The following is a 20,039-nucleotide window of genomic DNA, read 5'->3' on the forward strand; positions in this document are numbered from 1 at the left end:
CGATTATGGGCACGGTGGGCCGTTACCCCACCGTCTACCTAATCGGCCGCAGCCTCATCCTACAGCACCGTAGTGTTTGTGACTCCCGGCGTTCCAGCGTGGGAGTTGTATACTGAGTTGGCCTCAGTTTCCCGAGGTTGTTCAGTTCTGTAGGGTAGGTTGGCCACGTGTTACTGAGCTATCTGCCACGAGTGTGAACTCGTGCGACTAGCATGGCTAAATCGGACTCCGATAGCAATGGCCTCCGGCAGGATCAACCGGAATGGGTCTCCCCGGTGAAGGGGAGGGGTGTGGCGGGATTCCTTCCAGATGGAAGGGAATCACCAATCGTCATTGCGTGGTCCGTTCAGTGGTTCGGTGGACACCAGACAGGTGTCACCGAACCACCAAGGCTAACATCAGATTCCATCTGTACGGCGGACCGCAGGGGTGGAATCCTCATTCCGTGTCCGACTCAGTCGAATCGGCGTACGGGTATAAACCCGTTGAATCCGATCCGACCCGCGGCGTCGATCGCCGCGGGAGTCGGAGAGCGAGCGCGGACGGAGTTCAACCGCCCGCAGTCGCGTAGTGTTCTTCGCATTACTGTCTGATGCGTGGGTTGTACTTAACCTCGTTGATCTCGAACGATTTTCGAAAAATTGTGGAAGATATGTGTGATCGTCTAACAACGGAGGATGAAAACGGATTGAGGTGAACGTTCGGCCAGTGACAGAAGATCATTGGTGAGATCGTTTACGCGCGTGAGCGCGGAAGAGAGCAAGGGCGGTGGCTGCGGTGTACTGTCCTTTCGGCGATCACCGACGGCTGTACGCACGTCCGTCTCGGTGCATCGATTCCGTCTCACCGATCCCGGATCTCGGTCGACTGTTCCCTCGCGACCGCCGAATCACCCTCTTTATAACGGGGGCCTTTATAAGGGAGGGGGAAGATAATCCGACAGAGTATGAGTGCGCCGGCAGATTCAATCGAGATTCAGAACGTTGTCGCATCGACCGGTATCGGCCAAGAGCTCGATCTCGAGGCCCTCGCCGAGGACCTGCCCGGAGCGGATTTCAACCCGGACAACTTCCCCGGCCTCGTCTACCGGACCCAGGAACCGAAGGCAGCGGCGCTCATCTTCCGTTCCGGAAAGATCGTCTGCACGGGCGCAAAGAGCATCGACGACGTCCACGAGGCGCTTGGAATCATCTTCGAGAAACTCCGGGGACTGAGCATCCCCGTCGACGAAGACCCCGAGATCACCGTCCAGAACATCGTCTCCAGCGCGGACCTGGGGCACAACCTGAACCTGAACGCGCTCGCGATCGGTCTCGGCCTCGAAGACGTCGAGTACGAACCCGAGCAGTTCCCCGGCCTCGTCTACCGGATGGACGAACCCGAGGTCGTCATCCTGCTTTTCGGCTCCGGAAAGATCGTCATCACCGGCGGGAAGCGAACCGACGACGCGAAGACCGCAGTCGAGGAGATCGTCAAGCGGATCGACGACCTGGGGCTGCTGGGTTAACAGCGAGTGAGTTGTCCGGGAGGCGAGTGGATACCGTGATGACGGTCGAACCGAACGGAGTGATGCGATGAACGCCCGTGACGACATCGCGTTTCTGGCCGGATCGGAGGTCCGAGTCGACGTCCTCCGAGCGCTGCGTTCGGAGACGGCGCGGCCGAGCGAACTGGCCGAGGAGTGTTCGTGTGCACGCGAGACCGCACAGCGAGCGATCAGCGCGTTCGTCGAGCGGGGCTGGGCGGAAAAAGTCTCCCCCGAGCGAGGATATCGTCTCACGCGCGCGGGAGAGCTGGTGGCAGGTGGATACGACGAGTTCGAGCGGTGTGTAGTCGTCTCGAACCGATTCCGGGAACTGCTGGCGAACCTCGGAACGATCTCGGAGCGGATCGACTGCGAAACCCTCTCGGAGGCGACGTACGCCCGGGCGACTGCGGAAAACCCGCACGCGCCGATCGACCGCTTTCTCGCGGTCGTCGGCGACGAGCCCGTCGAACAGTTCCACGGGATCACGCCGATCGTGAGTCGCGTATTCAACCAGGCCGCCGGGCGCGTGATCGGACCGGAGACGGACGTCCAACTGATCCTCGACAGAGACGTCCTCGCGACGTCCGCCTCGGAGTATCCGGAGGCTCTCGAGCGGGCAGAAGAACTGGATGGGTTCACGCTGTACGTCGCTGAGGAGTCGCTGGAATCGGGGTTGATGATCGTCGACGGCCACGCGTACCTGGGCGCGTACGACGACGGCGGGAATCTGGTCGCGAGCGCTGATAGTTCCGGAGAGACGTTCGTGTCGTGGGCAGAGCGAACGTTCGAGAGCGTCCGCCAACGGACCTCGGAGTGGTCCTGATACCCCGGTGGTGCTGTTTGGTCCGTCCGAAGTCGATCGGATAGACGGGGAGCGACACGATGCCAGGTCCCGACCGAAAGCGACGCCTCGACCAGTCGTGTAACCCCGCGACACAGCAAAAAGAGTTTTACCGCCAGTGGTCCGTGTACTGTGTAATTCACCGTTAGCCTATGGATCTCACAGAGCGCATCGAACGGCGACGAACCCGGCGGAGTAAGAACGAACTCATCGTCGACCGCGACGCACTGAATCCAGCAGTGCACCTCTCGGAACCGGTCGGTCGAGAGACGCTCTTCGAGGCGTTGTTGAACGCGGTCGACCCGCTTTTCGACCGAGCAGTCCCGCCCAACACCTACGTCTGGGGGCCGCGGGGCTCAGGGAAGTCCGCCATCGTGACAGCGCTCATCTCGGCGCTCGACGCGGAGGTGACCGGAAAGGAGCCCTTTTACACCGCCACACGTGGGGGAAGCGACCGTCCCGACGTGCTCTTCGTCTACTTGGACGCGCGGCGGGCGACGAGTCGGTTCCGACTCTACCGGGAGTTACTCGACAGCCTCCTCGTCGAGAGCGTCCCCAAGCGCGGCATTAGCACCGACGCGCTCAGAGAACGGATCGCCGACGTCACCGAGACGAGCGAGACGGTCCTGGTCGCCGTCGACCACGTCGAGGAGGCCGGAACGCCGGATCTCGCAGAACTGTACGCTACCTTCGAACCGTTCGACGATCTGGCGTGGATCGGCGTGGGTCGAACGTCGCCCGAGGACCTCTCACTCCCCATCCCGGAACAGCAGGTCCACGTCCCAGCGTACACCTACGAACTGGTCGACGTCCTCACTGTCCGGGGCTCGCGCGGCCTCTCACAGACCCTGGATCACGTTCACGCCAAGCGGCTCGCCGAGTGGGCCGACGGCGACGCCCACGACGCGCTGGCGGCGCTCTTCGTGGCCGCGACCAACGCGGAGGCCGACGGGGCGACCCGACTCCGCGACGATGATATCGACGTCGGAACCGCGGCCGTCCCGCTCGGCGGCGTTCCGATCGGAACGGTGTTGGCCCTCTCCGACAACGAGCAACTCGTGTTAGAACAGTTGGTCGAGCGAGCGCTCCACGGCGAGGTCAGAATCGAGACGGCCGCCGAACGGATCGCAGCGCAGACGGATCTGACCGGCGGGACGGTCAAACGACTCCTGTACGAACTCGCACAGCGCGGCGTGCTGGAGCGACACGAGGTGGCCGTCGGCACGCGGATGACCGGGCGTCGACCGAGTGGCGTCGCGCTGAACTTCTCGGAGCGGTTGTTCACGACGCTCAGAGACTGATGAGCGAAACGTCTCACCTCGGCGCGCTCGATCAGGGGACCAGCGGGACGCGGTTCGTCATTTTCGACGAGAGCGGAACTCCGATCTCGGAGGCGTTCACGACCCATCAACCGCGGACGACCGGTGCCGACAGGATCGAATACGACCCGCTGAAACTGTGGGGATGCGCGACGGACGCGATCCGACGCGGACTCGCCGGGGCCGACCTCGACGCGTCGGAGTTGCGCGCACTCGGGATTTCGAGTCAACGGCAGACGGTCCTCCTCTGGGACGCCGAATCGGGACGACCGTGCACCAGCGCGCTGAGTTGGCGGGACCGCCGGACGACGGCGCAGATCAACGCACTCAACGGCGAGGAACGGCGACTGATCCGCGAGCGCACGGGGTTAGAGCCCGACGCGTACTTCGCCGCGCCGAAGGTCAAGTGGCTCCTCGACGAGGGCGGCGATGAGAATCAGAGCACCGGACGAGACGAGGGCGCAACCGGGCGAAGCCGGAGTGCTGGGGAGGAAAGAGACGTAGCCGGACCCGACGACAGTCGCGGCGACGCCGACTTGCGGGAACGGGCAGCGCGTGGTGAGGTCCTACTCGGAACTGTCGACTCGTGGTTGTGCTACAACCTCACCGGGAGACACGTGACGGACGTCACCAACGCCGCACAGACGATGCTCTTCGACATCCGCAGACGCGAGTGGGACGAGGACCTCCTCGCCCTGTTCGACGTTCCCAGGTCGGCGCTTCCGACGGTTCGACCCTCCAGCGATCCCGAGGGGTTCGGAGTGACTGACCCGGACGGTGTCCTCAACGCGGAAGTGCCGGTGACGGGCGTCATGGGCGATCAACAGGCCGCACTGCTCGGACGAGTCGCCTGCACGGAGAGCAACGCGAAGGTCACCTACGGGACCGGGAACTTCTTTTTGCAGAACACCGGCACCGAACCGATCGAGGCCGACGGGGAGTTGCTGACGACGATATGGTTCCAGCGAGCGGGGGAAGACCCGTACTACGGCCTCGAAGGACCGGTGTTCGCGACGGGCGCAGTCTTGGAGTGGCTACGGACGGTCGGACTGCTCGAAGACGCCGCCGAACTGAATCAGCCCGGGTGTACGGATCGCGACGAGGCGGTCCACTTCGTGCCGGCGTTCGGCGGTCTCGGTGCGCCGGAGTGGGTCCCGGACGCCAGAGGCGGCGTGTTCGGACTGCACAGAGACACCGATCGCGACGACGTGTTGCGGGCGGCCGTCGAGGCGATCGGGTTCGGGACTCGCGCGGTGGTCGAATCAGCCGAGGCGGCGACGGGTGTCGACCAAAACTGCCTCCTCGTCGACGGCGGGGCGATCCAAAACGACGAGTTCGCGCAGTGTCAGGCCGACCTGATCGATCGACCGCTGATCAGATCGGACGTGACACAAACGACGGCGCTCGGGGCGTGCTTCGCCGCGGGGCTGGCGGTGGGGGTCTGGGAGTCGATGGACGACCTCGAACCCTGCCGACCGACCGGTCGGACGTTCTCACCGAGCGGCGACTCGGCGGCCGTCGCCGACTCGTATCGACGCTGGCGAGACGTGGTCGAAACCGTGGCACAGATGACTTAGACGGACCGGGGGTCGGACCATCGCTTCGAGCGATGACGTTCCGGATCAAAGAATTTACTCACAGTATGGTGTGTACAAATAACTTATGTGAGTCGAATGAGTCCGTCGAATGAGAGAGATCTACGCGAGAGACACGGGAGTCTGGCGAGAGATATACCAGCAGACAATATATAGTGAAACATAGTCGTGTACAGAGATATCAAAAAGAACGGGTGGTACAGTTGTTCTATCGCATCAGAATTGGATATATACCCAGACCAGGCACCCATAAATTTATCACAATTTGTCACAAACCGCTTTACCGACGCTCGCTATGGTGCCAATGAACGATCCAACAACGCGTCGAAAGGTCCTCGCATCGAGTGGTGCAATCATCGGCGGAAGTCTGGCCGGGTGTATGGGCGGCGGCAGCGGCGACGGGAGTGGCGATGGCGGCGGCGACTCCGGCGATAGCAGTGGCGACGGGAGCGGCGACAGCAGCGGCGGCAGTTGTTCCGGGGAGACCTACGAGGTCGGATACGGCGACTCCCAGACGACGGTCTGTTCGGACGACTTCCCGACCGACGAGAAGCTCTACGTCTACGCGGTGCAGTCCGGCTGGATGAATTGGCCGTCTGTGATGGCAGCCTTCGACGAGCAGTACGGCGTCGAACTCAACGACGACGACCGTTCGTCCGGGGAGGCGCTACAGGACGCGCGGTCGCACGCGCAGAATCCGACCCACTCCGCGTTCAACGGCGGCTACACCTTCGCGATCCAGGCGATGAACGACGGTCTGACTCAGGCGTACAAGCCGGCAAACTGGGACAAGGTCCCGGACAACGCGAAGACCGACAACGGCCACTGTATCGGGACCCGAAAGGTGACGACGGCGCTCACCTATCGGAAGGACATCTTCGAGGAGCGCGGCCTCGACGAGCCCGAGACCTGGGAAGACCTCAAACATCCGGACATTATGCAGGATCTGGCTCTGCAGACGCCGCAGGCGGCCGTCGGGCTCGCGGCGGCGCTGTCGATCAACAACGCTTACGGCGGGAGCCTCGACGACGTCCAGCCGGTGATCGACTACTACAACACCATCCAAGAGGGCGGCGCTGAGTTCACCGACAACTTCCTGGCGCAGTTCACGAGCGGGGAGTACTCCTCGTTCATCCGGTACGACTACTCGGGACTGGACCTGAAGTACAACGTCGAGGATCTCGACGAGGAGCAGGTCGGCGTCGCGTTGCTCGAAGGACCGGACGGCAACGCCGGCGCGTACAACGCGCTGTACGGGTACGCGATGCTCGCGAACGCGCCGAACCCGGAAGCCGTCAAGCTGTTCATGGACTACGTCCTCTCGATCGAGGGTCAGCAGCACTTCCTCGACGCCTACGCGCGGCCGATCCGCGCGCCCGAGATGGATATGCCGGACGAGTTCCCGCCGCAGAGCCGGTACGACGAGACGCAGTTCACCGTCGATCAGACGGAACTCATCGAGAAGCAGGAGTCGGTCATCCAGGACATCACGCGCGGGGCCAGCATCTGAACGATGGCCGCCGATCAAGTATCGACGGGCACGCGGGCGGTGGAGTCGGTTCGGACCACCGTCGGGTCGCTGGTGTCGCCCGCGTCCGAGCGACAGCGGGAGATACGGCGTATCGTCGCCCTCTGTCTCCCGTTCTCAGTGCTCCTCCTCTTTTCCGGCGTGTTCCCGTTGACGGAGATGTTTCGGATCAGTTTCTCGGAGAGCAGACTGGTGACCGAGGGGTTCACCGTCGAGTACTACCGGGCGATGGTGACGGACCCCTACTACCGGAACATCGCGTTCAACACGCTCTGGTTCGCGGCGGCGACGACCGTCACGTCCATCGCCGTCGCGGTGCCGGTGGCGCACGCCCTCGAGAAGTACGCCCTCCCCGCGAAGTCGGTGATCCTCACGGTGCTCTCGTTCCCGAACAGCCTCCCGGGGATCGTGGCGGCGTTCATGATCATCATCCTGTTCGGTAACACAGGAATCCTGAGCAACGTGTTCGCCTTCCTCTCCGGGCAGTCCCGGATCGACGTCGCGATCGCGACGAGCGTCGGCGGACTGTTCTTCGCGTACATCTACTCGATGATCCCGCGCGCGCTGCTGTTGCTGCGCGGGACGTACGCCGAGGTGAACACCGACGCCGAGGAGGCGGCGCGGGTGCTGGGCGCGACGCCCCTGCAGACGTTCCGCTACGTCACGCTACCGCAGATCAAGCCGGGACTCATCGGGGCGTCCATCCTCGTGTTCAGGACCGGACTGGCCATCTTCGGAACAGTCCTGATCCTGAAGGGCCTGCTCGTCTGGACGCTCCAGATCGACCGCGAACTGGCACAGGGGTTCAACATCGCACAGGCGTCGGCGATGGCGACCGTCTGGTTCGTCTTCGTCTTCGGGTTCACCGTGCTGATGCTGCGCTACACGTCCGCGGAGGTGAGCATCTGATGAGCGGACGTTTCCGAGAGGGGAGCCTCTCCGCCCGATTCGGCCGGCAGTTCGTCACCCTCGTGCTGGCGTTGACGCTGTTCTTCCTGGCCGTCCCGGTCGTGATGACGTTCGTCAGTTCCTTCGCGTCCGACTGGTTCGGCGTGTTCCCGACGGGGTTCGTCACCCTCGGAAACTGGGAGGACGTCATCGTCGGAACTGGTGTCGGAGCCGACGTGTCCGTGGGCTCCTCGCTGGCGTACAGTACCGGCCTCGCGCTGGGTGGCGTCGTCATCAACCTCATCGTCGGCGTCCCGATCGCCTACGCCGTCGCGCGCTACGAGTTCTGGGGGCGCGACTGGGTCAACGTCTTCGCGATACTTCCGCTTGCGCCCGGGATCATCCTCGGCGTGGCCTTCCTCCGGACGTATCCGGACCTCTCGACGTCGGGAATCGCCCTGATCATCGGCTACTCGCTGCTGAAAGCACCGTATATGGTGATGGCCGTCCAGTCGAGCTTCCAGTCGATGGACCTTCAACAGATCGAAGAGAGCGCGCGCTCGCTCGGCGCGTCGTGGCCGCGGACGTTCCTCACGGTGATCGTCCCGAACGCCCGCACGGGCATCATCGCCGGGTCGATCATCTCCTGGACGCTCGCCGCAGCGGAGTTCAACTTCTCGTACATCGTGTACTCGCGGGGGACGCCGCCGCTGGCGATCTTCCTGTTCAACAACATCACCAACGCGTCGTTCCTGAACGCCGCGGCCGCGGTGTCGGTGTTCTTCCTCTTGATCGCGTTGGTCACGATCGCCCTGCAAATAATCGGTAACCGCGGAGCGGTGCGGAGGATCTAACCTATGTCCGAAGTTTCACTCGAACGCGTCACGAAGCGATTCGACTCGACAGTCGCCGTCAACGACGTCTCGATCGACATCGACGACGGTGAAGTGATGGGTATCGTCGGGCCCTCCGGCTGCGGGAAGACGACCGCGTTGCGACTCGTCGCCGGGTTCGAGACGCCGACGGACGGGACCATCCGCTACGACGGCGATGACGTCACACACGTTCCGCCGGAGAACCGCAACGTCGGGTTGGTATTCCAGTCGTACGCGCTGTTCAACAATATGAGCGTGCTCAAGAACGTCACGTTCGGCCCGAAGATGCACGGCGTCGGCAAGGAGGAACGCCGGGAGCGCGCCCACGAACTGCTCGAACTGCTCGACATCGAGGAACTCGCGGATCGGAATCCGAAGACGCTCTCCGGGGGTCAGCAACAGCGCGTCGGTCTGGCCCGGGCCCTCGCGATCGAGCCCCACATCCTCTTGTTGGACGAGCCGATGACGGGCCTCGACGCAAAGCTGAAACAGACGCTGCGACAGGAACTCGGCCAGTTGCTCGACGATCTCGGCGTGACGACGCTCTACGTCACCCACGATCAGGAGCAGGCGATGTCGATGTGCGACCGGATCGCGGTGATGAACGAGGGACACCTCGAACAGATCGGAACGCCGGCGGAGATCTACGAGGAACCGGCCAACGAGTTCGTCGCGGGGTTCATCGGCACGGCGAACCTGCTCGACGGGACCGTGCGCGACGGGACGCTCTCGCTCGGATTCGAGGACGTCGACACGCCCGAGGCGGTCGCCTCGAACGGAGCGGTGACGGTGCTGGTCCGACCGGACGACATCCCGGTCGGCTCGGGGCCGATCGACGTCGAGGTGACGAACCTCTTCTATCAGGGCGAGCACATCCAGGCGACCGGAGAACTCCCCGACGGTCGGGAACTAACACTTCGATTAGATCGGTCCGAGACGGCCGTCGGTATCGGAGATACGATATCGATCGACTTCGATCCGGAATCGCTCCACATCATCGAATCGACCCGGTGACAGACCTGCAGTGCCCTCGATGAGCGGCCCGCCACTGACTCGTTGATCGCCGCGTTTCGGGGGCAACACAGCGATTCCCCGTCATCACGCACTGGGGGCGTCTCCAAGTCCTCGGGCGGAGATATTTACTAACACCACCCATATCAGTGGTAATTTTTAAGTCGGTTACCCCGAGATGGAAAGGTATGCCCGAGCGAAGCCTCGAAGACGCGCTCGAATCAGCCGGTAGCCCTCCAGAACTCCTCCGCCAAAATCGCGGTCGACACCCCTATCCCGTGCCCTCCGAGCACACGAACTGGATCGAGGAGGTTCGGAGCTGGCGGGAGACCTGCAGTCTGTCGGACCTCTCGCACCACCAGAAGGACCTGTACGTGAGGGGTCCGGAAGCGCTCGACGTGTTCGCCGATCTCGGGGTCAACGACTTCAGCGAGTTCGAACCCGGGCAGGCGAAGCAGTTCGTCGCGTGTAACACCGATGGATACCTCATCGGCGACGCCATCCTGTTTTACCTCGGCGACGGGGAACTGAAACTTACCGGAACCCCCATCGCTCCCAACTGGGTGGAATACAACCTCGAGAGGGGAGAATACGACGCGACGTCGGAGGCCGACGAGCGGTATCACGACAAGGAGGAGCCGCACAAGACCTTTCGGTATCAGCTCCAGGGGCCGAACGCGCTCGACGTGATGCGGGACGCCGTCGACGGGGAGATCCCCGACATTCCGTTCTTCAACTTCGACGAGGTGACGATTGCGGGCGTCGACGCCCACGCGCTGAAGCACTCGATGGCCTCGAACGTCGGCTTCGAGATCTGGGGCCCCTGGGAGGCACACGAGACCGTCCGCGACGCCCTCGTCGCGGCCGGCGAGCCCCACGGTCTGCGGCAGTTGGGCGAGAAGAGTTACAAGGCCCAGGGCCAGGAGAAAGGCTGGATCGCACGCCCGGTGCCGGCCATCTACGGCGAGGAGATGACGGAGTACCGCGAGTGGCTCGACGCCGACAGCTACGAGGCGATCAGCACCCTGGGCGGGAGCTTCGACGCCGACGACATCTCGGAGTACTACCTCAACCCGATCGAACTGGGTTACGAGCGCTTCGTCGACTTCGATCACGACTTCGTCGGTCGAGAGGCGGTGCGGGAGATGGCCGAAGCGCCCCAGCGCGAGAAGGTGACGCTCGTCTGGGACGACGAGGACGTCCTAGAGCTCTTCGCCTCGCTCCTGCGCGACGGAGAGACGTACAAGTACTTCGACCTCTCGATGCCGTACTGGGCGGTGTTCCACTACGACGAGGTACTGAAAGACGGAGACTCCGTCGGCCTCGCGAAGTACTTCGGGTACACGTACAACGAGCGGGCGGTGCTCTCGCTGGCCCTCGTCGACGAGGAGTACGCCGAACCCGGAACCGAGGTGACGCTCGTGTGGGGAGAACCCGACGGGGAATCGGCGAACCCGAAAGTCGAGTCGCACACGCAGACGGAGATTACCGCGACCGTCGCACCGAACCCGTACGTCGACGCGGAGCGGTAGATACGTTCGACGGTAGCGACAGTCGAACGCACCGGAGACACCTGTCCCCAGCTCCGAGCGACAGGATGTTACAGACGCTGTGACGACAAGATTTATTTGGGAATGTGTGGCAATTGTTTATTGATGGAGTGGATAGCGCCCGTAATTTTACCCGAGAATCGCTCCAGTTCAGACCGTCAGGCGATTCTTGGTTCCGACAGGAGAGCGCAGATGCCACAGCGCGGGAAGCGAAGGAACCGACGATGAGCGGGGGCGCTTTGGAATCGTCGGGAGAGCCCTGCGAAGCCGCCATCCTCGACTTGGACGGGACCGTCTACTTGGGCGATCGACTCATCGCCGGCGCCGGCGAAAGCATCGCGACGCTCCGGGACCGTGTCGGAACGGTCCTGTTTCTCACGAACAAGGCGATCGCTCGTCGGCAAGACTACAGCGAGAAATTACGGGGGCTCGGTGTCGAAGCCACCGTCGACGACGTCGTCAACTCCGGATGGGTGACGGCGCAGTACGTTCGTGAGAGGTATCCCGACGGGAAGGCGTTCGTCGTCGGAGAAGCCCCGTTGCTCGACGAGTTCCACGACGCCGGCATAGAGACAACGACGGATCGTCCCGGAGATCTGGTCGTGGCGTCGATGGACCGCGAGTTCGACTACGAGGCGCTGGACGTCGCGATGCGCACTCTCGACGGTGGCGCGCCGTTCCTGGCGACGAACCCCGACCGTACCTGCCCGACAGAGAGCGGTGCGATCCCCGACGCGGCCGGGATGATCGGCGCGATAGAAGGCGTGACCGGAGAGACAGTGGACGAAGTGCTCGGGAAGCCCTCCCCGCGAATGATCGAGACCGCCCTCGGCCGAGTCGGTGTCGACCCAGAACGCTGTCTGATGGTCGGCGACCGAATCGAGACGGACATCCGGATGGGAGAACGCGCCGGGATGACGACCGTGCTGGTGCTCTCCGGCGTGACCGACCGCGAGACGATAGCGAAGGTCGGTGTCGAACCGGACTACGTACTGGACTCGCTGGCCGATATCGACGACGTGCTCGCCGGAGAAATGTAACGGGAACGGGCCTCTCCGACAGTATCAGGCCACGTCCTCGGTCAACACGTCCTTGACGACCTGCGGGTCTTCGAGCAGTTGGTGTTTCGTGTAGCTTCCTTCCGCGCTGCCGCCGCTGTGTTTCGACTGTTCGATGATGTCGAGGAAAGCGTGTTCCTTGAGGAGGTCGCGTACGCGCCGGAGCGAGAGCGTGTCCGACCCCTGGCCGTCGCAGATGTTCTCGTAGACCTCGTAGACCCGGCTCGTTCGAAAGCCTTCCTGACGATCGCTCGACAGCGAGAGGATCGCGAGCGCCTGCAGGACGTATCGGGAGTGCGGCGTCGAGCCACGGATGAGTTCTCGGAACCGATCGGTCTCCGCGCGCTCGCGGGCCTGCGTGACGAACTCCTCGCGGACGGTCTGTGCGCCCGTCGACTGCGCGATCTCGCCGGCGTACCGGAGGATGTCGATCGCTTTCCTGGCGTCGCCGTGCTCTCGGGCGGCGAGGGCGGCCGCTCGCGGGATCGTCGAGGCGTCGAGGACCCCGTCGCGGAAGGCGTCCGAGCGCGCCTCCATAATCTCCCGGAGTTGGTTCGCGTCGTACGGCGGGAAGACGAACTCCCGCTCACACAGGCTGGATTTGACCCGTTCGTCCATCCGATCCTTGTACTGGATCTTGTTGCTGATGCCGATGACGCCGAGTTTGCACTGCTCGATCTTGCCCGCCTCGCCGGCCCGCGAGAGCTGCATCAGGATGTCGTCGTCGGAGAGTTTGTCTATCTCGTCGAGGAGGATGAGAACGACGTCGTACTGCGCGTCGAGGATCCGCCACAGTCGCTTGTAGTACGTCGAGGTGCTGAGTCCCTTATCCGGGACTTTGATCCCGGTAACCTGGGACTCGTTGACGCCGTCGGCGATGGTCTGGACCGCCTGCGTTTCGGTGGTGTCTTGCGCGCAGTCGACGTAGGCGAAGGTCGCTTTCACGTCCTCCTCGCCGGCCGTATCGACCAGTCGCTGTGAGACGTACTTCGCACAGAGGGATTTCCCGGTCCCGGTCTTCCCGTAGATGAGGACGTTGCTGGGACTCTGACCGAAGATAGCGGGGTTGACTGCGGCCGCGAGGTCAGAGATCTCGTCGTCGCGACCGACGATTCGTCCCTCTCCGGGGAGGTGGTTGATCTCGAGTAACTCCTTGTTGGAGAAGATGGGGTCCTCCCGCGTGAAGAGATCGTCGCTGGTGTCCGGCATACTACAGGACACCGCGTTTCCGGTGAAATACGTTGTTATTCCTCGCGACTCACGGGGCGGTACCCACCGTCGGGACGCGTCTGTTCTCCTTCGGAATCGGGGGATATTTCCATAGCGGACACACACCGAGTTTCCGGTGAAACCGGGGATGGGAGGGGGAGGTTGGAGTCGAAGCGAGGGGTCTGTTCACCGGAAACACGGTGTGATCCTCGTGGAGGCCGGGGCCAGTCGCGGGGGGAGAAGGCCCAGTTATCGGGCCCAGGACATCAGTTTATCAGTCAGTATTGAAACTCCAGAACTGCATCGAGATTTCAGGGCTGCATCGAGACTTCAGGGCTGCATCGAGATTTCAGGACTGGTAGCTACCGACGACGTTTCGACCGGAACAGGCTCGACGAGCCTTATTCACTAGCGTGCGACGGAGTCATTGGTAGATAACGAAATTAGGCTATTTAATTGTTGCTTTTTGAAGGACAAAATTGTCAGAGTTCGTTGTCGAACTGTCATCGGCAAATCTGGTCTCGCTCGGTCAAACGGATCAGTTCCAGCGCATTTCACCGGAAACGCGGTGTGTCTCTCCCGGATGACGCCGTCTTCGAGGAATCCCCCAGAACCGGTTCACCGAAAACTCAGTTTTCACCGGAAACGTGGTGTGCCTTCGCGTAATCCGATTCTTCCCGAACCGTGGTTGGCGAGTCGCTCGTAACGCCGACGACGTTTCACCGGGAAAAGGCGATTTTCACCGGAAATCCGGTGTGTCCGTTCACGGGCTTCCCTCGTCAAACGTTCCCGCTCGCGGACTTCTCCCTCGACGGACTTCTCCCTCGACAGATTTCTCCCTCGTCAGTCAAGTCTGCGAGACCACCGAGAGAGTCGCAAGCCGTTTCCCAGTCGGGAGCCTTCCGGAAGACAATGACCGACGAGGAGGGGAGGACCGAATCAGACACCGACGGCCGTTCCGGATCGGACGAGACTTCCGATCGCACGGCCGAACCTGTCGACGTCGAGACCGCCAGCGTCGAAACAGTCGATGTCGAAACCGTCGACATCGAGGGATTCCGGGACGTACTGGAGGCCGAGAGACGCCCCGTGGTGACGGCGTCGGAAGTCGCCCGGCGACTCGACACGACGCAGTCAGCCGCCGCGGAGAAACTCGATGACCTCTCCGAATCGGGCTCGATAGAGCGCGTGAACGTCGAATCGGATCCGGTCGTCTACTTTCCGGCCGAGTGGAGCGAACTCGCCGAACGCGAGCGGATCGTGCTGTTCCCCGAGCGTCGGGAGGTCGTCGTCGACCGACCCACGCAGTACACTCGCGCGCAACTCTCGCAGTTCGCCCACCTGGTCGACTCCACTGGGAAGCGACAGCGGACCACTGCGGACCGAGAGACGAACACCCGCGGGTACATCTACGAGATCAGACAGGAAGACGTCTGGCAGGCCCCGTTCGACGACGTGTCCGACCTGCTCTCGCTGATGCGCTCGGTGCTCCCCCGACGCTCACCGCACCTCGAATCGTGGGTGCAGTCGCAGTGGAAGCGCGCGAACCGGTTCAGGCTGTTCACCCACGAGGACGGCTACGTCGTCATCGAGGCCGCCACCGAGAATCTGATGGGCAACGTCGCCCGCCAGAAACTCGACGAGGAGCAGTTGGTGGCGCCGATCTCCGACACCCAGAGCTGGGTCCGCGACGGCGCGGAAGCGGAGATCAAGCGCATCCTCTACGAGGCGGGATATCCGGTCATCGACGACCGGGACCTCGACACCGGCGACCCGCTCGACGTCGAACTGACCGTCGACCTTCGCGAGTACCAGCAAGACTGGGTCGAACGGTTCCTCGATCAACGCTCGGGCGTCCTCGTCGGGCCCTCCGGTGCGGGCAAGACCGTGACGGCGATCGGTGTACTGGCCGCCGTGGGCGGCGAGACGCTCGTGCTGGTCCCGTCCCGGGAGCTCGCCACCCAGTGGCGCGAAGAACTCCTTCGACACACGACGCTCACAGCCGAGCAGATCGGCGAGTACCACGGCGGGCAGAAGGAGATCCGGCCGGTGACGATCGCGACGTACCAGACCGCCGGGATGGACCGTCATCGCTCGCTGTTCGACTCCCGCGGGTGGGGACTCGTCGTCTACGACGAGGTGCACCACATCCCTTCGCGGATCTACCGACGGAGCGCGGACCTCCAGACGAAGCATCGCCTGGGCCTGTCGGCGACTCCCGTGCGCGAGGACGACAAGGAGAAGGAGATCTTCACGCTGATCGGGCCCCCGATCGGGACCGACTGGTCGAAGCTCTTCGAGGCCGGATACGTCCAGGAGCCGGAGGTCCAGATTCGCTATCTCCCGTGGGCCGACGACCTCGCACGCAACGAGTGGTCGAGCGCGGAGGGGCGAGACAGACACCGGATCGCCGCGGAGAACCCCCAGAAGATCGAAGAGACTCGGCGGCTGCTCGACGCTCACTCGGGCGCGAAGGCGCTCGTTTTCGTCGACTGGCTCGAACAAGGCGAAGCCCTTGCGGAGGCGCTCGACGTGCCGTTCGTCAGCGGCGAGATGCCGCACCACCGTCGCCAGCGCGTGTTCGATTCGTTCCGCGACGGCGACCTCGACACGCTCGTGATCTCGCGCGTCGGCGACGAGGGGATCGACCTCCCGAACGCGGAGCTCGCGATCGTCGCGTCGGGACTCGGCGGGTCGCGCCGACAGGGCGCACAGCGCGCCGGACGGACGATGCGCCCCGCCGGCGGATCGCGGGTGTACGTGCTGGCCACCCGCGGTACTTCCGAAGAGGACTTCGCACAGCGGCGGATGCGTCATCTCGCCGAGAAGGGGGTTCGCGTGACCGAATCCGACCGCACCCAGGAGGCGGCAGTCGACCAGGCTGGATCGGAAAGCGACGACCGGGACGAATCGGAAAGCGACGACCGGGATGAATCGGAAAGCGACGACCGGACGGATCCGTCCCGTACGGACACGGATCCGTCCGATCGAGATGACCTCCGAGAAACCGGAGACTGACCCGCAAGATGTCCGGGCGAGACCGACCTGCCGATCTCGAAGCCGTCTCCGAACGCTGTTCACGAGTTCTCGACACCGACCTCGTCCAACAGTACCGATCGACTCTCGAAGCCTCGTTGAGCGATCCGACGATCCGATCGGAGTTCGCCGCCTGGCGGGAGTACATCATCGAGAGACACGGCGACGTCTTCGCCGATCTTGCCGACGAGGGAGTTGATTACCGACGCCGAGAGAGTCCGCAGACGGCCGGTGCTGACCCGCCACGAGTCAGTGTCGATCAGGCGGATCAAGCGCTGTTCGTCGAGACGCTGACGTTCGATTTCCTGCTCACCGAACTGCTCGACAGGCTCGAGACTCGGGTCGACTGCACCGTTTCCAGGCCACTCGCTGCCGATGCAGGCGTTCCCTTCGAGGCGTGTTTCGCGGCCGTCCACGAGCGGATTGCCACAGAGATATCTCCGGAAGCGGTCTCTTCGTTCGATTCCGCAGCCATCGAATTTCTCGACTCGGCGAAGCCGTACGACGTCGGGATCCTCCACCGCGAGTGCGTCTCGCCGGTCGCCCGCCGCGCGTTCGGACGCTACGACACGCCAGGCGGACTCGCAGAACTCGCGGTCGACGAGGTTTTCGACGGCTCCGGCGCCTTCTATAGTGAGGAGGAGGAGGATTCTGAGACGACCGAATGCGAGGCGATGCACTCCGAAGCGTTTCCGACCGTGGTCGATCCAGGCTGTGGTGCGGGAGCTCTCCTCGCGGCCGCAGCGACGCGCCTCGCGGGGGCTCAACGGGATGCACCGGCCGCGGATCGAATCCGAACCATCTTCGATTCCGTCCGCGGTTTCGACGTCGCGCCGAACGCCGTTCGGGCCTCGCGAGTCGCGCTCGTGCTCGCCGTTCGACCGCTGCTCGAAGCGGCCGCCGATTCGGGACCCTCGCCCGACGAGCCTCCCACGTTCACTCCTCGCGTCGTTCTCGGCGACGCGTCGGAAGCGACGGTCGAGGATCCTCCGCTCGACGGACAGCGTGCGAACGCGTTATTAATAAACCCCCCGTGGCTGACCTGGGATTCGCTGCCGGAGACGGCGAAGGAGCGCTGGCGAACCGATCCGGGGAATGAGACCGAACCGGACCTGTTCGACCGCCGTGGTCTCGACGCCCGACTCGGCTACGCGAACGACGATCTTTCGGTTCCGTACACGTTGCGATGCGTGCATCATCTGCTCCGCGACGGGGGGCGCGCGTCGGTGATCCTGAAACGGGACCTTCTCACCGGTCCCGCGGGAGAAGGTCTCCGACGGGCGGGCCTCGGCGGGCGGGCGGTCGTCTACGACTGCATCCACGATTTCGGCTCGCTGAGCCCCTTCTCCGGCGTCGACGCGGGAACCGCACTGTTCACGCTCCGGATCGAGACGAGCGCGGATCCGAACGGCTGTTGCGCTCCGTTCCCGGTCGAGGTCGGGGGAGACGGTGACGAGGAAAATGACTACGACGGGGAGGGTCCGAGCAACGACGTCGACGAGGGAAACGAGAACGGCCTCCCGGACGGCGTCCCGACGGTCCGGTGGCATAGTGCTTCTCCCTCCGAGACGGAATCCGCAGTCTCGGTCTCACAACCTAACGCCGTTTCTTTCGGATCGCTGTCGACGATGCAATCCACGTTCGATCGCACACGGACGCGCCTCGTCCCGGCCGAACCGGACGTTCCGTCGTCGTCCTGGCTCCGTGCCGATGCGGAGCGAGCGGCGATCGGAACGTGCACCTACCGGATCCGACACGGCGTGAAAGACGACGCGAAGGCGGTTTACGCCGTCGACCGGGAGACGATCGAACGTCATAGTCTCGGACCCGACCACATCTATCCGTATCTGAAGTCGAAGCACATCGTGAAGTACGGCCTCTTCGGTCACGACCTGCAACTCGTCCCCCAGCGACGGATCGACGAGGACAACGAAGACGAACTCCGACGGGAGACGCCGGCGACGTACGCGTACCTCGACGCACACCGCGATCGACTGCTGGACCGCGGATCCTCGTGGTTCGACGACGGGCCGTTCTACTCGCTGTTCGGAGTCGGAGCGTACACGTGGGCGGAGTACAAAGTGGTCTGGTGTCGCCTCGGATTCAAGCCGCACTTTGCCGTCGTCTCGACGGTCTCCGACCCGATCGTCGGTGAAAAGACCGTCGTCCCGGGCGATCACTGTATGTTCGTCGGCACCGACGACGAGCGCGAGGCCCACTACCTCTGTGCGCTCCTCAACTCCGCGCCGTATCAGCGGTGTCTTCGCGACATCTCCTCCGGCGGGAAATCGAGCCTCTCGAAGTCGACGGTCGAACGGCTGGCACTGCCCGAGTGGACGGCACGGCCCAAACAGCAGCGACTCGCCGACCTGTCCCAGCAGGCGCACTCGATCGTCCCCGACCACGTCGACTGCTCGAAGCGGGCCTACAACAAGAAGACGATTCCCGAACTGGCTGCCGTTCAACACGAGATCGATACGATGGTAGAGCAGTTCTTAGTCGATGGCGTCGACGACGCGGCGTGAGAGCCGCCTGTTAGGTATCCCCACAGAATCGGCTGACGGCTCCGATGAGTAACCCTTAAGTCCGACAGCGGCGCTACGTAGAGTTGCCCGCCCTTAGCTCAGCCTGGTAGAGCAGCCGACTGTAGATCGGCTTGTCCCCCGTTCAATTCGGGGAGGGCGGACTTTCTCTCAAGTCGAGTCACGGTGGACGATGTGACTTCACCTCCTCGCTCTCGCGGAGGGTGGTGAACGGGAGGCAGCGATCGCCGTTCGATCCACTCGACTGTTTTAGAGAAACTCCGTATTCTGCGGCCCGTTCGTGATGTGCACCTCGAAGGGTTGCGTGCCGACGTCGTCCTGTTCGACGAGGTGCCAGTAGGTTTCGGCCATCTCGTCGGGGTCGAGGAACGTGTCCGCGGATCGATCGGGGTTTCGTTCGCGCGTCCCGGGATTGTCGATTTGGCCGTCGATAACGACGTGTGCGACGTGGACACCGTCGGGGCCGAACTCCTGAGCGATGTCCATCGCCATCCCGCGCGCCGCGAACTTCGCGGCCGTGAACCCGATCGTCCCACCGAGGCTCCGCACCGCCGAGGTCGCACCCGTGAAGATGACCGTTCCACCATCCGATGTTACCATATCGCCGACGGCCTCCTTCGAGCAGACGAACGCGCCGCGCCCGCCGACCTCCCACGCGTTCTCGAACTCCTCGATACTCAGATCCATCAGCCCCTTCCAGGAGGCCGCGCTCGCGTGATTGACGAGCACGTCGACGGGTCCGAACGCCTCTCGGACGGTCGCGAACCCCTCTCTGATCTCCTCGACGTCACGCAGATCAGTCGGGACTGCGAGCCCCTCACCGGGATCGGGAAGGTCGGCCGCCAATTCCTCGACGAAGTCCGCCGTCCGGGCGAACAGCGCGACGCGGCACCCCTCGGCGGCGAACTTTCGAGCGAGCGACTCGCCGAGCCCGGGGCCGACGCCGGCGATAACGGCAGTACGTGCCATACCACCACAACGCGGGGTCGCTCAAAAACTGTGGGGGTTCCGGCGGGGGCACGATGCAACCGAATTCACAGCGTACGCTGGGCACAATT

14 protein-coding genes, 1 tRNA gene and 1 rRNA gene are annotated in these 20,039 nt (G+C 63.5%); 13 read left to right on the forward strand and 3 right to left on the reverse strand.

Translation table 11 applies throughout. The annotated features are described in order from the left end of the window. Window positions 1-264 (reverse strand): 16S ribosomal RNA (locus NO876_RS03270); the annotation flags it as partial. A gap of 682 nt (window positions 265-946) precedes the next feature. Here NO876_RS03270 and NO876_RS03275 point away from each other — a divergent pair. From NO876_RS03275 to NO876_RS03320, 10 genes are all read left to right on the forward strand, one after another. Next, window positions 947-1,507, forward strand: a complete 561-nt coding sequence (locus tag NO876_RS03275) for a TATA-box-binding protein (RefSeq protein ID WP_089769931.1) — start codon at window positions 947-949, stop codon at window positions 1,505-1,507. Between the two features lie 67 nt (window positions 1,508-1,574). Continuing rightward, a complete protein-coding gene (locus NO876_RS03280; RefSeq protein ID WP_256420252.1) occupies window positions 1,575-2,351 on the forward strand; it encodes a helix-turn-helix transcriptional regulator in 777 nt (258 codons plus the stop codon). 170 nt (window positions 2,352-2,521) lie between these two features. Then, window positions 2,522-3,670 (forward strand): Cdc6/Cdc18 family protein, encoded by a 1,149-nt coding sequence (locus NO876_RS03285; RefSeq protein ID WP_256420253.1) that lies wholly within the window; start codon window positions 2,522-2,524, stop codon window positions 3,668-3,670. Continuing rightward, window positions 3,670-5,265 (forward strand): FGGY family carbohydrate kinase, encoded by a 1,596-nt coding sequence (locus NO876_RS03290; protein ID WP_256420254.1) that lies wholly within the window; start codon window positions 3,670-3,672, stop codon window positions 5,263-5,265. Before NO876_RS03285 ends, NO876_RS03290 begins: the two co-directional genes overlap by 1 nt. A 397-nt stretch (window positions 5,266-5,662) precedes the next feature. Then, window positions 5,663-6,793, forward strand: a complete 1,131-nt coding sequence (locus NO876_RS03295) for an extracellular solute-binding protein (RefSeq protein ID WP_390278609.1) — start codon at window positions 5,663-5,665, stop codon at window positions 6,791-6,793. A 3-nt stretch (window positions 6,794-6,796) separates the two neighbouring features. Then, window positions 6,797-7,720, forward strand: a complete 924-nt coding sequence (locus tag NO876_RS03300; protein WP_256420256.1) for an ABC transporter permease — start codon at window positions 6,797-6,799, stop codon at window positions 7,718-7,720. After that, window positions 7,720-8,553 (forward strand): ABC transporter permease, encoded by an 834-nt coding sequence (locus NO876_RS03305; protein WP_256420257.1) that lies wholly within the window; start codon window positions 7,720-7,722, stop codon window positions 8,551-8,553. Before NO876_RS03300 ends, NO876_RS03305 begins: the two co-directional genes overlap by 1 nt. A gap of 3 nt (window positions 8,554-8,556) precedes the next feature. Then, complete coding sequence (locus NO876_RS03310; RefSeq protein ID WP_256420258.1) at window positions 8,557-9,588, forward strand: ABC transporter ATP-binding protein; 1,032 nt, start codon at window positions 8,557-8,559, stop codon at window positions 9,586-9,588. A 185-nt stretch (window positions 9,589-9,773) separates the two neighbouring features. Next, window positions 9,774-11,117: a hypothetical protein gene (locus NO876_RS03315; protein WP_256420259.1), complete on the forward strand. Its 1,344-nt coding sequence runs from the start codon at window positions 9,774-9,776 to the stop codon at window positions 11,115-11,117. A 242-nt stretch (window positions 11,118-11,359) separates the two neighbouring features. Further along, complete coding sequence (locus NO876_RS03320; RefSeq protein WP_256420260.1) at window positions 11,360-12,175, forward strand: HAD-IIA family hydrolase; 816 nt, start codon at window positions 11,360-11,362, stop codon at window positions 12,173-12,175. A 24-nt stretch (window positions 12,176-12,199) separates the two neighbouring features. Here NO876_RS03320 and NO876_RS03325 read toward each other — a convergent pair whose 3' ends face one another. After that, window positions 12,200-13,402 carry a Cdc6/Cdc18 family protein gene (locus tag NO876_RS03325; protein WP_256420261.1) on the reverse strand — a complete coding sequence of 401 codons (1,203 nt, stop codon included), beginning with the start codon at window positions 13,400-13,402 and terminating at the stop codon, window positions 12,200-12,202. Window positions 13,403-14,314: 912 nt separating this feature from the next. Between NO876_RS03325 and NO876_RS03330 the strand changes: the two genes are divergently transcribed. The 3 genes from NO876_RS03330 (at window position 14,315) to NO876_RS03340 (ending at window position 19,124) form a co-directional block, all read left to right on the forward strand. After that, window positions 14,315-16,420: a DEAD/DEAH box helicase gene (locus tag NO876_RS03330; RefSeq protein WP_256420262.1), complete on the forward strand. Its 2,106-nt coding sequence runs from the start codon at window positions 14,315-14,317 to the stop codon at window positions 16,418-16,420. 8 nt (window positions 16,421-16,428) lie between these two features. Further along, on the forward strand, window positions 16,429-18,963 hold the full coding sequence (locus NO876_RS03335) for a DNA methyltransferase family protein (protein ID WP_256420263.1): 2,535 nt from the start codon (window positions 16,429-16,431) through the stop codon (window positions 18,961-18,963). An 87-nt stretch (window positions 18,964-19,050) separates the two neighbouring features. Continuing rightward, window positions 19,051-19,124, forward strand: a tRNA-Tyr gene (locus tag NO876_RS03340). A 106-nt stretch (window positions 19,125-19,230) separates the two neighbouring features. On the opposite strand, the gene NO876_RS03345 is transcribed toward NO876_RS03340, so the two are convergent. Continuing rightward, window positions 19,231-19,950: an SDR family NAD(P)-dependent oxidoreductase gene (locus NO876_RS03345; protein ID WP_256420264.1), complete on the reverse strand. Its 720-nt coding sequence runs from the start codon at window positions 19,948-19,950 to the stop codon at window positions 19,231-19,233. Window positions 19,951-20,039 lie beyond the last annotated feature (89 nt).

Origin of the sequence: Halobellus rarus (assembly GCF_024494595.1) — an archaeon.
Taxonomy (GTDB): domain Archaea; phylum Halobacteriota; class Halobacteria; order Halobacteriales; family Haloferacaceae; genus Haloquadratum; species Haloquadratum rarum.